The sequence below is a fragment of the Kitasatospora sp. NPDC057500 genome (genome assembly GCF_042802195.1).
In the GTDB taxonomy this organism is placed as follows: Bacteria; Actinomycetota; Actinomycetes; order Streptomycetales; family Streptomycetaceae; genus Kitasatospora.
The window spans coordinates 1-13,586 of record NZ_JBHVER010000021.1; the positions used below are offsets into that span (position 1 = coordinate 1).

The window sequence follows — 13,586 nt, forward strand, 5'->3', positions numbered from 1 at the left end:
CTCCGGGGCCGCCGCCGTCGTCGGGGGTGCCGCTCTACTGGGCCGGGACGACGCCGGTCAGCCACTCGAAGACGCCCGGCACCATGTCCTTCCACACGTCGCTGGAGTGCGGGCCGGTGGTCTCGACCACCTGCACGGTGGTGGGCGCCTTGGCGGCGGCGGCGATCGCCTGGCCGTCCTCGTAGCCGTCGCCCTTGTTGCCCGAGACGTACAGCGCGACCTTGGGCGGCTGGGCGGCGCCCTTGACGATGGTGACCGGGTTGTTGGCCTCGCGCAGCGCCGGGTCCTTGCCGACCAGCGAGTCCTTCTCGGTCGCCGGGTCGTTGTAGCCCGAGAGGCTGACGCCGGCCCGGTAGCGGTTCGGGTGGGCCAGCGAGAGCTTGGCGGCGCAGTGCGCGCCCGCCGAGTAGCCGGCGATCGCCCAGCGGTCGGCGGACGGGTCGGCCCGGAAGTTGTCCAGGATCATCTGCGGCACGTCCCGGGTCAGCCAGGTGTCCGCGTTGACCTTGCCCGGCACGTCGGTGCAGCCCGCGTCGACGCGGTTGCCCAGCAGCAGGGTGCGCGGCGAGACCAGGATGAACGGCGCCACCTTGCCCTGCTGCATCAGCGGCTTCAGCTGCTCGGAGACCTTGAGCGTGCCGTACCAGGTGGAGGAGGAGCCCGGGTAGCCGGGGATCAGCTCGACCACCGGGAACTTCTTGTCCTTGAAGGCCGGGTCGTCGTACTGCGGCGGCAGCCAGACCAGCACCTCGCCGTCGACGCCGGACAGCGCGCCCTTGAGGTCGGTCTTCCGGACGTCGCCCGGCACCTTGGGGTCGTCCACGCTGCGGAAGGCCTGCTGGACCTTGTTGGCCGGCGGGTGGGCCGCCGCGTCGCTCGCCGGTGCGCCGCCCCCGCCGGCGGCCGCCGGGGCCGCGCTCTGGCCGGAGGCGGGCGCGGCGGGCTCCGGCGGGACGGGGGGTACCGCCCGCACGTGGTTGCCGGTGCCGAGCAGGTCGTCCCAGTTGCCGTAGATGAGGTTGGCGTTGTTGACCATGACGAAGACCATGACCACCGCGGTCGCCTGGCAGAACACGATCATGGCGAGCCTGGACAGGACGCGCACCGGCCCGGGGCCCTTGACCCGGCCCCAGTACCACATCGCCACCGCGATGGAGACCGGCACCAGGAGGACCGTGCAGAGGAGGAAAGGCGTACCTGTCAGTTGCATGAAGTTCTCGTATCCGGGTTCGAAGCCGCCCGGGCCCCACTCGCCCGGAGCGCCACCTCAATGGCATCAGACGGCATGGAACCGGGATCGGTTGCCGTCCGAATCTGTGCGGAACCTGAGAGGAACATCACGTTCGCACGCTGCCCCCCTTTTCGGGTCCGCCCCAGTGTGCCACCCTGGCGGGCTGCCCCCGGACCCCGCATCCAGCGCACTCCCAGGAATCCGGCCCGCGGGGCACGATACCGTCCGGACGGATCGCCCCACCGGGCGAGGCGGTGCGAAGGCGCGTCCGCCGGGAAGCGAGACTATGGGGATGAGCACAACCCGCATGAGTCCCGTCCGCCGGCTGAGGCCCGCCGCCGCCGCGCTGGCCGTCCTGGCCCTCACGGTCGCCGTCGCCGGCTGCAGCAGCACCGGAGGCAGACGCGCCGAGGAGGCCCGCGCCAAGGCCGCGGCCGTCGCCGGCGGCGCCGTCACCACCCCGCGCTGGAAGGTCGCCATGGTGACCCACGCGGGCGCCGGGGACGCCTTCTGGGACACCGTGCGCAAGGGCGCCGAGCAGGCCGCCGCCAAGGACAACATCACCTTCCTGTACTCCAACGACGCGCAGACCCAGAACCAGGTCCAGCTCGTCCAGGCCGCCGTCGACCAGAAGGTCGACGGCCTGCTGGTCACCCTCGCCAAGGGCGACGCGATGGCCGACGTGCTCGGCAAGGCCGAGGCCGCCGGCATCCCCGTGATCACCATCAACTCCGGCCAGGAGTACTCCGCGAAGTTCGGCGCGCTGACCCACATCGGCCAGGACGAGGCCACCGCCGGCCAGGCGGCCGGCAGCGAGCTCTCGAAGCGCGGGCGCAAGAACGTCCTGTGCGTGATCCACGAGCAGGGCAACGTCGGCCAGGAGCAGCGCTGCTCCGGCGCCCGGGACACCGCCGGCGGCGCCTTCCAGGTGATGTACGTCGACGGCGTCAACATGCCGGACGCCCGCGCCGCGATCTCCGCCAAGCTCCAGGCCGACCAGGCGATCGACACCGTGCTCACCCTCTCCGGACCGATGGCGGCCACCGGCCTCCAGGCCGTCCAGGACGCCCGCCGCACGGTCGAGCTCGACACCTTCGACCTGGGCACCCAGGTGGTGGCCGGCCTCAAGGCGGGCACCGTCGGCTTCGCCGTCGACCAGCAGCCCTACCTCCAGGGCTACCAGGGCGTCGACCTGCTCTGGCTCTACCGCTTCAACCTCAACATGCTCGGCGGCGGCAAGCCGGTGGCCACCGGCCCGCAGATCCTCACCGCCGAGAACGCGGACGCCCTCGCCGAGTACGTCGCGAGGGGGACCAGGTGAGCACCTCCGACGTCCTGGCCTCCGAGCACCGGGAGCGTCCGGCCGCGCTGCGCCGGCTGGCCGGGCGGCCCGAGCTGGGCGCGCTGATCGCGGCCGCCGCGGTCTTCCTGGTCTTCGCCGCCGTCGCCGAGCCGTTCCTGCGGGTCTCCTCGCTGGGCACCGTGCTGTACGCGGCCTCCACCATCGGGATCATGGCCGTCCCGGTCGCGCTGCTGATGATCGGCGGCGAGTTCGACCTGTCGGCGGGCGTCCTGGTCACCACCGCCGCGCTGACCTCGTCGATGGTCTCCTACCAGCTCACCGCGGTGACCTGGGTGGGCGTGCTGGTCTCGCTGGCGGTCACGCTGGCGGTCGGCCTGTTCAACGGCTGGATGCTGGCGCGCACCAAGCTGCCGAGCTTCATCGTCACCCTCGGCACCTTCCTGATGCTGACCGGCGCCAACCTCGGCGTCACCAAGCTGGTCTCCGGCACCGTCTCCACCAAGCCGATCTCCGACATGGAGGGCTTCGCCTCCTGCCGCTGGCTGTTCGCCTCCGAGGTCACCGTCGGCGGCCTGACCGTCAAGGCCACCGTCTGGTGGTGGCTGGGCCTGCTGCTGGTCGGCAGCTGGGTGCTGCTGCGCACCCGCTTCGGCAACTGGATCTTCGCGGTCGGCGGGGACGCGGCCGCGGCCCGCGCGGTGGGCGTCCCGGTCGCCCGGACGAAGACCGTGCTCTACCTGTTCGTCGGCTTCGGAGCCTGGGTGCTCGGCCAGCACCTGCTGTTCTCCTTCGACACCGTGCAGTCCGGCGAGGGCGTCGGCAACGAGCTGATCTACATCGTCGCGGCCGTCATCGGCGGCTGCCTGATCACCGGCGGCTACGGCTCGGTGGCCGGCTCCGCGCTGGGCGCGCTGATCTTCGGCATGGCCAGCAAGGGCATCATCTACGCCCAGTGGAACCCCGACTGGTTCAAGTTCTTCCTGGGTGCGATGCTGCTGCTGGCCGCCCTGCTGAACTCCTTCGTCAAGCGCCGCGCCGAACGGGGGCCCCGATGACCGAGCTCCTCTCCCTGCGGGGTGTCGGGAAGACCTACGGCACCGTGCGCGCCCTGGAGGACGTCTCGCTGACCCTGCGGTCCGGCGAGATCAGCTGCGTGCTCGGCGACAACGGCGCCGGCAAGTCCACCCTGATCAAGATCATCGCCGGGCTGCACCGGCACGACGAGGGCACCTTCACGGTGGGCGGCGAGGAGGTCCGCTTCGACTCCCCGCGCCAGGCCCTGGACCGCGGCATCGCCACCGTCTACCAGGACCTCGCCGTGGTGCCGCTGATGCCCGTCTGGCGCAACTTCTTCCTCGGCTCCGAGCAGGGGTACAAGCGCTGGGGCGGGCTGCGGATCGACGCCGACGGCATGCGCGCCACCACCCGCAGGGCGCTCGCCGACATGGGCATCGACCTGCCCGACGTCGACCGGCCGATCGGCACCCTGTCCGGCGGCCAGCGCCAGTGCGTGGCGATCGCCCGCGCCGTGCACTTCGGCGCCGGGGTGCTGATCCTGGACGAGCCGACCGCCGCGCTCGGCGTCAAGCAGTCCGGGGTGGTGCTCAAGTACGTCACCGCCGCCCGGGACGCCGGCCTCGGGGTGGTGCTGATCACCCACAACCCGCACCACGCGTACCTGGTCGGGGACCACTTCACCCTGCTCAAGCGGGGCCGGATGGCCGGCAGCCACCCCCGGGCGGAGATCGGCCTCGAACAGCTCACCACCGAGATGGCCGGGGGCTCCGACCTCGCCGAGCTCTCCCACGAGCTGTCCCGCGCCGAGGTCCCCGGCGAGCAGGCCTCCGGCGGCTCCGGCGGTCCCGGCAGCCCCGGCAGCCCTGGTGGCCGACCCGCCGGCCCCGATCCCGTCGACCCCGCCGAGGAGCGTCCGCAGCCGTGACCAGCCCCCAAGGCGGCACCCGGCCGCCGGTCCTGCCCACCCTGCTCGGCCTCGGGCCGCGCGCCGAGCGCCGCCGCCGGGCCCTGCCCGCCGGCGTGCTGCGGCTGCCGACCATCGGCGTCGACATCGGCGGCACCAAGGTCGTCGCCGGTGTGGTCGACGGCGAGGGCAAGGTGCTGGAGAAGCTGCGCACCGACACCCCGCACAAGTCCAAGAGCCCCAAGGTGGTCGAGGACGTCATCGTCGAACTGGTGCTGGAGCTCGCCGACCGGCACGACGTCCACGCGGTCGGCGTCGGCGCGGCCGGCTGGGTCGACGCCGAGCGCTCCACCGTGCTCTTCGCCCCGCACCTCAACTGGCGAGGCGAACCGCTCCAGGAGGCGCTCAGCGGGCGGCTGCGGTTCCCGGTGATCGTCGAGAACGACGCCAACGCCGCCGCCTGGGCCGAGTGGCGCTTCGGCGCCGGCCGGGGCGAGGAGCACATGGTGATGCTCACCCTCGGCACCGGCATCGGCGGGGCCGTCGTCCGCGACGGCTTCGTGGACCGCGGCAAGTACGGGCTGGCCGGCGAGTTCGGGCACATGCAGGTGGTGCCCGGCGGCCACCGCTGCCCGTGCGGCAACCGCGGCTGCTGGGAGCAGTACTCCTCCGGCAACGCGCTGGTGCGCGACGCCCGCGAGCTGGTCGCCGAGGAGTCCCCGGTGGTCCAGCCGCTGCTGGCCCGGGCCGGCGGCACCGTCGAGGGCATCACCGGCCCGCTGGTCACCGAGGCCGCCCGGGCCGGCGACCCGACCGCCACCGAGCTGCTCTACGAGGTCGGCACCTGGCTCGGCGTCGGCATCGCCAATCTGGCCGCCGCCCTCGACCCGGGCCGCTTCGTCATCGGCGGCGGCGTCTCCGAGGCCGGCGACCTCCTGCTCGGCCCGGCCCGCGACACCTTCCGCCGCACCCTCACCGGCCGCGGCTTCCGCCCCGAGGCCGCCATCGTGCACGCGGCCCTCGGCAACGAGGCCGGCCTGGTCGGCGCCGCCGACCTCGCGCGCCAGGTCGCCCGCCGCTTCCGCACCATCAAGCGCCGCCGGGTGGAGCGCGCCGTGCCGTGACCGCACACCGGGGAGGTCCCCGGCACGACACCATCGGGCGTGGGAGGCGGGCCGATCCTGCCTCCCACGCCGAAGCTCATCCCGGCTGTCCACTCCGGTTCGGCAGCCAGAGCTCTCCGGGGTCGAACTCCTCTTCCATCAGGCCCCCTTGGCGTCCCGCCCACGCTGGATCTCATCCCATGTGACGGTCCGTAGTGTACCGGCGCGAGCCGCACGGACTCGCTCCGCCCGGTCGGGGCGCTGGTCCAGGCCGGCCCGGCACACCCAGACGTCCAGAAGGCGCTCGAACGCGGCGCCGCTCGAAGTCCGGCCCAGTTCCGTGCGGAACTGCATCCGGCGCGCCGGATGCAGCACTGCGGCGATCCCGTCAGGAGTCCGCCGAATGCCGGGGGGCTCGCTGGAGTAGTGATGAGGCTGAGCGCTCAAGGAACCTCCTAGCCTGTCTGTGCCGGTGGCACTGGTGCGGCAGTACGGCGCAGAAGTGCGAATCAGTGCCACCTCACCGCGCCTGAACGGCGCCGTACCATCCCCGCGCGTGCGGGGATCAGTCTCTCCGGCATGCGCACAGACAGGCGAGGAGGGGGCCAACCCCGTCGGGCGGGGAACAGACGCTCACTGTGGAGTCGCGCCGCTACCAGTCTGGACCATCCCCGCCCGTGCGGGGAGCGGATCCGCGGCTGCTCGCGTCAACTACCCATTGGTAGCGGAGCGCCGCTGTTGTCGGGGCCATGCCTCCTGTGAAACAACGGAGTTGACGTCTATTCAGAGGAGTATCGGATGAGAGCACTGGCCCGCGTCGCCCCGCCGCTCCTGCTCGCCACCGCCCTGGTGTGGTCCACCGCCGGACCGGCCGGGGCGGCGCCGCCGCCCGCCAAGGTGCCGGAGGCGGTCGGCTGGGGCGGGGCGGTGGCCAGCGTGGACGCCGACGCCACGGCGGCCGGCATCGAAGTGCTGCGCAAGGGCGGCAACGCCGTGGACGCGGCGGTGGCCGTGGCGGCGGCACTCGGGGTCACCGAGCCGTACTCGGCCGGGATCGGGGGTGGCGGGTACTTCGTCTACTACGACCACGCCACCGGCCGGGTGCACACCATCGACGGCCGGGAGACCGCCTCCCGCAAGGCCGACACCTCGCTGTTCCTGGAGGACGGCAGGCCGCTGCCGTTCGCCGACGCCGTCACCAGCGGCCTGTCGGTCGGGGTGCCCGGCTCCCCGGCCACCTGGGAGACCGCCGTCGGGCTCTGGGGCCGGCGCAGCTTCGCCGAGGTGCTCAAGCCCGCCCAGCGGATCGCCGAGCAGGGCTTCACCGTCGACCAGACCTTCCAGGACCAGACCGCGCTCAACCAGGCGCGGTTCAAGGACTTCCCCGACACCGCGAAGCTCTTCCTGCCCGGCGGCGCGCTCCCGGCCGTCGGCTCCACCTTCCGCAACCCCGACCTCGCCGCCACCTACCGCCAGCTCGGCAAGGAGGGCACCGGGGCGCTCTACCGGGGCGCGATCGGCGAGGACGTCGTCCGCACGATCCAGCACCCGCCGGTCGACCCGGCCTCCGGCCGGATCGCCCGCCCCGGCCAGGTGGACGCCGCCGACCTGGCCGCGTACCGGGTCCGCCGCCAGCAGCCCACCCACGTCGCCTACCGGGACTACGACGTCTACTCGATCGCCCCCTCCAGCTCCGGCGGCACCACCGTCGGCGAGGCGCTCGGCATCCTGGAGGACGGCGAGCTCGCCGGCTACGACGCCACGCAGTACTACCACCACTTCCTGGAGGCCTCGCGGATCTCCTTCGCCGACCGCAACCGCTGGGTCGGCGACCCGGCGTTCAACGACGTCCCGGTCAAGGAGCTGCTGTCCGCGCGCTACGCGGCCTCCCGCGCCTGCCTGATCAGCCCCGACCGCGCGCTCACCAGCCCCGTCGCCCCCGGCGACCCGCGCCACCCGGCCGGCTGCCCGGACGCCGCCCCCGCGCCCGCCGCCGAGCCCTACGAGGGCCTGAGCACCAGCCACCTCACGGTGGCCGACCGCTGGGGCAACGTCGTCTCCTACACCCTGACCCTGGAGCAGACCGGCGGCAGCGGCATCACCGTCCCCGGGCGCGGCTTCCTGCTCAACAACGAGCTGACCGACTTCAACTTCACCCCGCTGTTCCCCGGGGTGCCCGACCCCAACCTGCCCGGCCCCGGCAAGCGCCCGCGCTCCTCGCTCTCGCCGACCATCGTGCTGCGCGACGGCGAGCCCCTGCTGGCGGCCGGCTCGCCGGGCGGCGCGACCATCATCACCACCACCCTCCAGGTGCTGCTCGGCCGCCTCGACCGAGGCCTGAGCCTGGAGCAGGCGATCGCCGCGCCGCGCGCCAGCCAGCGCAACACCGCCGCCACCCAGGCCGAGCCGTCCTTCCTGGCACTGCCCGAGCGGGCCCGGCTGGAGGCGCTCGGCCACGTGTTCGCGAGCACGCCGGAGATCGGCGCCGCGACCGGCGTCGAGCGGCTCCCGGACGGCCGCTGGGTCGCCGCCGCCGAGCCGGTGCGCCGCGGCGGCGGCTCGGCGGCGGTGGTGCGGCCCGCGCCGTGAGGGCGGGCGGGACTGTCGGTGCGGTTCGGTAGATTCGGGGTGGGCGTCCTGACGGGCGCCCGCCCCTGATCGTCCGTACCTCAACCGCCACCGGGAAGGCCGCCCGCCGTGACCGTCCGCATCGCCACCTGGAACATCAACTCCGTCACCGCGCGGCTGCCCAAGCTCCTCGAATGGCTGGAGAGCGCCAAGCCCGACGTGCTCTGCCTCCAGGAGCTCAAGTGCGCCGCCGACGCCTTCCCGTACGAGCCGGTGCGCGAGCTCGGCTACGAGACCGCCGCGCACGGCACCGGCCGGTGGAACGGCGTGGCGATCGTCTCCCGGATCGGCCTCGACGACGTGGTGCGCGACCTGCCCGAGCAGCCCGGCTACCTCGCCGACGGCGCCCTGCTGCCCGACGTCGAGCCGCGCGCCGTCGCCGCCACCTGCGGCCCGGTCCGGGTCTGGTCGGTCTACGTGCCCAACGGCCGCGAGGTCGACCACGCCCACTACCGCTACAAGCTGGAGTGGCTGGAGGCGCTGCGCCGCGCCTCGCTGGAGGACGCGGCCGGCGAGCGCCCGTTCGCGGTCCTCGGCGACTTCAACATCGCGCCGGGCGACGACGACGTCTTCGACGTGGCCGCCTTCGAGGGCCTCACCCACGTCACCCCCGCCGAGCGGGCCGCCCTCGCGGCCCTGGACGCGGCCGGGCTGCACGACGTGGTGCCGCGCCCGCTGAAGTACGACCGCCCCTACACCTACTGGGACTACCGCCAGCTGGCCTTCCCGAAGAACCGGGGCATGCGGATCGACCTCACCTACGCCAACAAGCCCTTCGTGGACGCCGTCACCGACAGTTACGTCGACCGCGAGGCGCGCAAGGGCAAGGGCACGTCGGACCACGCCCCCGTGGTCGTCGACCTGGACCTCTGACCACGGCCGGGTGACGCGCGGTAGCCGGCTCTCCCTCGAACGGGCCAGAGCGGTGGCCGGGCGCGCGGCGGGTGCCTACCGTCGGTGAGTGACCGGGTGTGGTTGTTCGATCACGTGGACGTCGGAGTCCCCGGCCGCGCCCGAGAGAATCCCGGAGGTTCCGGTATGCGCCCCACGCGTACGGCCGCCGCCGCCCTGATCGGCGCGACGCTGCTGACCGGCCTGACCGCCCCGCTGGCGGCGGCCAAGGACGGCACCGCCTCGGTCAGCCCGTCCCAGGCCGCACCGGGCCAGACCGTGACGGTCACGGTCGCCTGTGAGAAGTCCGACAAGCCCACCGCCAAGACGATCACCGCCAACTCCCCGGCCTTCGAGGGCGGCCCCGCCACCCTCACGCTCGGCTCGGACGGTAGGCACACCGGCTCCGCCCGGCTGGCGGACAAGCACGGGGGCGACAACAAGGTCGACGGCAGCTGCCCGGACGGCGCCGCCTTCACCACCAGCGTCACGGTGACGACGATCTCGGTCTCCACCTCCTCCGGTGGCGCCGGGGCGGCGGCGGGCGGTGCGGCCGCGGCGGGTGGTTCCGTCGCGGCCGGCGGCTCCGCGCCCTCCGGCATCGGCGGGTGGAGCGAGGCGGCCGGCGAGTGGGCGGGCTCGCTCGGGCAGTCCGGCGCCGGCAGCCAGCAGGTCGCCCCGCACGGCACGGTGAAGACCGGTCTGGGCGGCTCGATCGCCGCCGACCCGGTGGAGCTGGCGGGCGGTGCGCTGCTGGTCGTGGGCGGGATCGCCGGATTCTGGCTGCTGCGGCGGCGCTCGGGCGCCGGGTCCGCCTGAGGGAACGCCTGAGGGAACGCCTCCGCGGGCCGTGCCCGCGGGCGGGGTGCCGCCGGATGCTCTGGCGTCCGGCGGCACCGTCGTGCGGTCAGGCTGTCGTGCGGTCAGACGGTCAGGCGGTCAGGCGGTCCCGTCGGCCAGGACCGCCGAAGCGTCCTGCGGCTTCCGCTCCTCCAGAGCCTCCTCCAGAGCCCCCTCCCGGGCCTCGGCGGCCCGCAGCGCGCCGGTGGCCAGCAGGTACTGCGCCAGGATGTACGTCGCCATGATCCAGAAGTCGTGCCCCGGCAGCTCCCGCCAGTCGGCCAGCTTGGTGGCGATCAGGGTGTCCGAGAGCAGGAACAGCGCCCCGCCCAGCCCGGTCCGCACGCCCAGCCCGGCGGAGGCCACCGCCGTCGAGGCGAGCAGCAGGCTGTAGCCGGCCACCGGTATCCGCAGGTCCCCGAGGTCCGGCCAGAGCAGGCCCACCATCGAGGCCCAGGCCGCCGCGTATGCCGCCGCGACCACCAGCGTCCGGCGCCGGTCGGTCAGCGCGCCCTGGCCGGCGAACATCGTCACGTAGCAGACGTGCGCCGCCGCGAACGAGCCCATTCCGGCCAGGAAGGCCGGGTCCGAGTCGAGCTGGAGCAGCACGTCCCCGCCCGCGCTCGCCAGCAGCGCCGGCGCCAGCAGCTTCGGCGCCCGCCGGCCGGCCGCGGCGGCGCTGACGACGCTGTGCGCGGCCAGCAGCGGCATCAGCGCGGGCTTGGTGGCGTGCCGCAGCACCTGTGTGTCGGTCAGCAGCGCCCCCAGGTGGGCCGCCGAGGTGGCGGCGAAGCCGGCGAACAGGCCGGAGGCCGAGCGCAGCCGGCCGCCGAGAACGGCGCGGGTGGTCGTACGGATGCTCATGCGGCGGTGTCCTCCGGGTGGGTGGGGGAGCAGGCGGGGGAGCCGGTCGCGGGCGAATGGCCCGTGCCGGGCACGATAGGGGACCGGGGCGGGGGTGCGGAAGAGATTGTTACCGGTGCGTAGACCAGGCGGCGCGCCCGGGGTGACGTGCCGCCCGGCCGACGGGCCTCCCGGGGGCCGCGTGCGAGGGGCGGCCGCGGCCCGGCCGCGGTCCGGCCGGATGTCGCCGCGCCCCGGGCGGCTGCCAGCGGGGGCCGCGCCCAGCGTCTAGTCTGGTCCCCGACATGAAGCAGCAGGAGTACGCGACCGGCGTCGCTCGGACGGCCGGTGGCACGTCGGACGGACGCACGGGCGGGGCGGGGCGGAGCACCACCGACGCCGTCGTCGTCGTACGCGCACCCGCTCGCGTCCCCGCACCCGGCCCTGCACCCGGTCCTGCGGGCGGAGCCGACGTCCCGCAGGAGCTCTCGCCCGACCCCGGCCTGCTCCGGCTCGCGCGCTGGTTCGCGGAGGCCGACCCCGGCACCGCCGACGACCTGTGCGCCGCCTCCTTCGGCCTCTACCCGGCCCGTCACTTCGGCGCCCCCGCCGAACCGTCCGACGCCGGTGCCGGGGTGCCCGCCGCCGAGGTCAGCTGGTGGCACGGCCCCACCGCGCACACCCCCGCGCCGTTGCGCACCCGCGAACCGCGCACCGCCCCCGGCCTGCGCCGCGCCCGGCGGGACGCCGCCGCCCTGCCCGTCGTCCTCTCGGGGGCCAAGCCGGGCACGCCCGGGCGCCACCGCAGGCCCGAACGCTCCCGCACCGCCACCGCCCTCGTGCCGCAGGATCGCTGCGCCGCGACCACCGCAGCCGAACGCCGGATCGCCGCCCGGCTGCTCCTCGCCCACCCGCTGGTCACCGCCTCCGGGCCGCACGCCGACGGCTTCCCGCTGATCCGCCGTCACCGCGACTGGCTCGCCGAGCGCTTCGATACCCTGCTCGGCTACCCCCTGGTGGTCGGCCCCTGGCACGCCCGGCTGCACAAGGCCGGACCCGGCCGCGGCGCCGTCCGCCGTCTCGAACACCCCGCCACCGGCGCCCCGTTCACCCCCGGCGGCTACGCCCGGCTCGCCCTCGTCCTGGCGCTGCTGGTCGACGCCCCCGAACGGCTGCCGCTCGGCCGCCTGCTGGCCGCGCTGCGGGCCGACGGCCCCTGCGACCCCGCCGACCTCGCCACGGTGCTCGCCGTGCTCGCCGACTGGCAGGTGGTCGCGGACGTCCCGGCCGACCTCGCCGACGCGTCCGCCGTCCTGACGGTCGACCGGGAACTCGCCCGTGCCGTCCCGGCCGGCCCGCCCGCGCTCGCCGACGACGCCGCCGACCTCATCCGCCGCGCCGCCGAGGCCGAGCCCGGCACCGCCGTCCGCCGCCGCCTCGCCGAGACCCCGGCCGTCCTGGCCGCCGACCTGCCCGAGGAACAGCGCGCCTGGCTGCGCGACCACCGGCACTCCGGTCCCGCCGCGCTCGCCGACTTCCTCGGCCTGGAGGCGGAGCACCGGGCCGAGGGCGTCGCCCTCCTCGATCCGGCGGAGGAACTCACCGACCTCGCCCTGTCCGGTGCGGGGACGGCCGCCCAGGCCGCCCTGCTGCTGGTCGAACGCCTGGTGGAGGAGGTCCGCCCGCTGCCGGGCGAGACCACCGGCACCGACGTGCCCGTCCCGGACGCGCTGATAGACGGCGTGCTCGGCGACATCGCCGACGAGTACGGCCTCCCGGCCGGCTGGCGCCGCGACTACCTCGCCGACCGCACCGCGCTGCGTCGCGACGCCCTCGACCTGCTCCACCGCATGGGCCTGATCACCACCCGCCCCTCCGGCTGGCTCCTGCGCGCCCCCGCCGCCCGCTACGCCCAGGCCCCCGACCTCCTCCCCGCCCCCGGCACCGGCCGCCACTCCCGCCCCATCCCCACCCCCGCCACCTCCCGCACCGGTCAACCCGCCTGTCGGGGTGGGTAGGGGCTGGCGTCTGTGGTGGCTGTTTGCCACGGGCCGGGCCGTCGTCCATGTCGGCCGACGCGTCTGGAGGCCTGTCTAGCGTCGGCCGGCCGCGCGGTTGCGGCGTTTTCTTCCCGGCACTGGCTGGCCCGCTCGGGTGGGTGGGGTCACGGGGCGGCGGAGTGGGGGTCTGGTCGCCGCGCTGGCCGGGTACGTGGGCGCTGCGTCGTCCTCCTGACCGGGGCCGTCCCCCGGCACTGGCGAGCCCGCTGGGCACCTGTGCTTCCCGCCGGGGTGGGTGGGGTCACGGGGCGGCGGAGTGGGGGTCTGGTCGCCGCGCTGGCCGGGTACGTGGGCGTTGCGTCGTCCTCCTGACCGGGGCCGTCCCCCGGCACTGGCGAGCCCGCCGGGCACCTGTGCTTCCCGCCAGGGTGGGTGGGGCCGGGGCCGGCGGACTGGGTGGGAGGCCGCCACCCACCCCTGTCCACCGGTCGGCCGTATTCCCCCTGGCTCCGCCCCGCGCGGGGCGGAGCCAGGGAGGGAGCGCGAAGCTGCCGTCCCGCCGTCCCGCCGTCCCGCCGTGTCACGCGGCGCCGGCCTCCGGCGTTCATGCGTGCCCGGTGGTGGGGAGCGGAACGGCGGCCCGGCCGCGCCCCCGGGCGGTGGATGTGCGGCCGGTCGCAGCTTCCGTGACGCGGCGGTGTTCCTGCTGCCTGCCGGGGCGGGGTGATGGGGGGCGTGGCCTCGGTGGGGCGGGCTGTGTCGCGAGTCCCGGGTGGCGGGGTTGTGCGGGCGTCGCCTCTTCCGTGAACCCCGGTCATCACGTGCG

The 13,586-nt window shown here is 74.8% G+C and carries 10 protein-coding genes; 8 read left to right on the forward strand and 2 right to left on the reverse strand.

The genetic code is table 11. The features are described from left to right. Nucleotides 1–34: 34 nt before the first annotated feature. Nucleotides 35–1,210, reverse strand: coding sequence for an alpha/beta hydrolase (locus ACFU74_RS07090; RefSeq protein WP_380753023.1), 1,176 nt, complete (start codon nucleotides 1,208–1,210; stop codon nucleotides 35–37). Between the two features lie 313 nt (nucleotides 1,211–1,523). Between ACFU74_RS07090 and ACFU74_RS07095 the strand changes: the two genes are divergently transcribed. The 7 genes from ACFU74_RS07095 to ACFU74_RS07125 all read left to right on the forward strand — a co-directional run bounded on the left by ACFU74_RS07095 (nucleotide 1,524) and on the right by ACFU74_RS07125 (nucleotide 9,896). Next, a complete protein-coding gene (locus tag ACFU74_RS07095) occupies nucleotides 1,524–2,552 on the forward strand; it encodes a substrate-binding domain-containing protein (protein WP_380753026.1) in 1,029 nt (342 codons plus the stop codon). Next, on the forward strand, nucleotides 2,549–3,589 hold the full coding sequence (locus ACFU74_RS07100; RefSeq protein ID WP_380753028.1) for an ABC transporter permease: 1,041 nt from the start codon (nucleotides 2,549–2,551) through the stop codon (nucleotides 3,587–3,589). The genes ACFU74_RS07095 and ACFU74_RS07100 overlap by 4 nt, the downstream gene beginning before the upstream one ends. After that, nucleotides 3,586–4,476, forward strand: coding sequence for an ATP-binding cassette domain-containing protein (locus tag ACFU74_RS07105; protein WP_380753031.1), 891 nt, complete (start codon nucleotides 3,586–3,588; stop codon nucleotides 4,474–4,476). Before ACFU74_RS07100 ends, ACFU74_RS07105 begins: the two co-directional genes overlap by 4 nt. After that, complete coding sequence (locus ACFU74_RS07110; protein ID WP_380753033.1) at nucleotides 4,473–5,579, forward strand: ROK family glucokinase; 1,107 nt, start codon at nucleotides 4,473–4,475, stop codon at nucleotides 5,577–5,579. The genes ACFU74_RS07105 and ACFU74_RS07110 overlap by 4 nt, the downstream gene beginning before the upstream one ends. Before the next feature lie 777 nt (nucleotides 5,580–6,356). Further along, nucleotides 6,357–8,147 (forward strand): gamma-glutamyltransferase, encoded by a 1,791-nt coding sequence (gene ggt, locus ACFU74_RS07115; protein WP_380753036.1) that lies wholly within the window; start codon nucleotides 6,357–6,359, stop codon nucleotides 8,145–8,147. 108 nt (nucleotides 8,148–8,255) lie between these two features. After that, nucleotides 8,256–9,059: an exodeoxyribonuclease III gene (locus ACFU74_RS07120; RefSeq protein WP_380753038.1), complete on the forward strand. Its 804-nt coding sequence runs from the start codon at nucleotides 8,256–8,258 to the stop codon at nucleotides 9,057–9,059. 165 nt (nucleotides 9,060–9,224) lie between these two features. Beyond that, the gene (locus tag ACFU74_RS07125; protein WP_380753041.1) at nucleotides 9,225–9,896 is read left to right on the forward strand and encodes a hypothetical protein; all 672 of its coding nucleotides are present in this window, start codon (nucleotides 9,225–9,227) and stop codon (nucleotides 9,894–9,896) included. A 120-nt stretch (nucleotides 9,897–10,016) separates the two neighbouring features. On the opposite strand, the gene ACFU74_RS07130 is transcribed toward ACFU74_RS07125, so the two are convergent. Beyond that, nucleotides 10,017–10,781: a lysoplasmalogenase gene (locus ACFU74_RS07130; RefSeq protein ID WP_380753043.1), complete on the reverse strand. Its 765-nt coding sequence runs from the start codon at nucleotides 10,779–10,781 to the stop codon at nucleotides 10,017–10,019. Between the two features lie 284 nt (nucleotides 10,782–11,065). Here ACFU74_RS07130 and ACFU74_RS07135 point away from each other — a divergent pair, with 284 nt between their 5' ends. Next, nucleotides 11,066–12,778, forward strand: a complete 1,713-nt coding sequence (locus tag ACFU74_RS07135; RefSeq protein ID WP_380753045.1) for a DUF2398 family protein — start codon at nucleotides 11,066–11,068, stop codon at nucleotides 12,776–12,778. Nucleotides 12,779–13,586: the final 808 nt, after the last annotated feature.

Bases quoted from the DNA above. Each gene is read 5' to 3' on its own strand.
- ACFU74_RS07090 (WP_380753023.1), bottom strand. From the start codon at position 1,210: ATGCAACTGACAGGTACGCCTTTCCTCCTCTGCACGGTCCTCCTGGTG.
- ACFU74_RS07095 (WP_380753026.1), top strand. From the start codon at position 1,524: ATGAGCACAACCCGCATGAGTCCCGTCCGCCGGCTGAGGCCCGCCGCC.
- ACFU74_RS07105 (WP_380753031.1), top strand. From the start codon at position 3,586: ATGACCGAGCTCCTCTCCCTGCGGGGTGTCGGGAAGACCTACGGCACC.
- ggt (WP_380753036.1), top strand. From the start codon at position 6,357: ATGAGAGCACTGGCCCGCGTCGCCCCGCCGCTCCTGCTCGCCACCGCC.
- ACFU74_RS07125 (WP_380753041.1), top strand. From the start codon at position 9,225: ATGCGCCCCACGCGTACGGCCGCCGCCGCCCTGATCGGCGCGACGCTG.
- ACFU74_RS07130 (WP_380753043.1), bottom strand. From the start codon at position 10,781: ATGAGCATCCGTACGACCACCCGCGCCGTTCTCGGCGGCCGGCTGCGC.
- ACFU74_RS07135 (WP_380753045.1), top strand. From the start codon at position 11,066: ATGAAGCAGCAGGAGTACGCGACCGGCGTCGCTCGGACGGCCGGTGGC.